The sequence below is a fragment of the Bartonella vinsonii subsp. berkhoffii ATCC 51672 genome, from assembly GCF_902825225.1.
In the GTDB taxonomy this organism is placed as follows: Bacteria; Pseudomonadota; Alphaproteobacteria; order Rhizobiales; family Rhizobiaceae; genus Bartonella; species Bartonella berkhoffii.
On the sequence record NZ_CADEAK010000214.1, the window covers coordinates 1 to 420 of the forward strand.

Annotated in this window: 1 pseudogene; it reads right to left on the bottom strand. The window is 33.3% G+C overall.

The window, feature by feature from the left end:
* Positions 1–213 precede the first annotated feature (213 nt).
* Positions 214–420: pseudogene (locus tag J7R10_RS08980) on the bottom strand (RIP metalloprotease RseP); the annotation flags it as partial.

Sequence of the window (420 nt, forward strand, 5' to 3'; positions counted from 1 at the left end):
AAAACGGCGAAGAGGGGTTTTTTTTTTTCCCTTCATTATTTTATTTCTTTGGGTGTATTATAAAAAAAAGAATCAAAAATTTCCAAGGTGGGTTGGGGAGCGAAAAGGCTTTTAAAAATTTTAAATAAAACCACACAACCCAAAAAACTTTTATTATTGAATAAAACAACCAAAAAAAAAAATCTTTTGCTGAACAAAAAACAGACCACCTTCCTATGCTTCCCTTACCACCTTTACAAAACCAATATGTATTATTTTTACTAAAGTGAAAAAGAAACGAATAGGTTTTTCTGGAACAACTAGACCCCCTACCCCTAACATACTCATTTGAACCAAATTTCCTAATCCTTCATCCCCTCCAATCACTTTGGGTATAATCACCCCCGTAAATACTTGCCCCATGCGTTCTATTTTAAACTC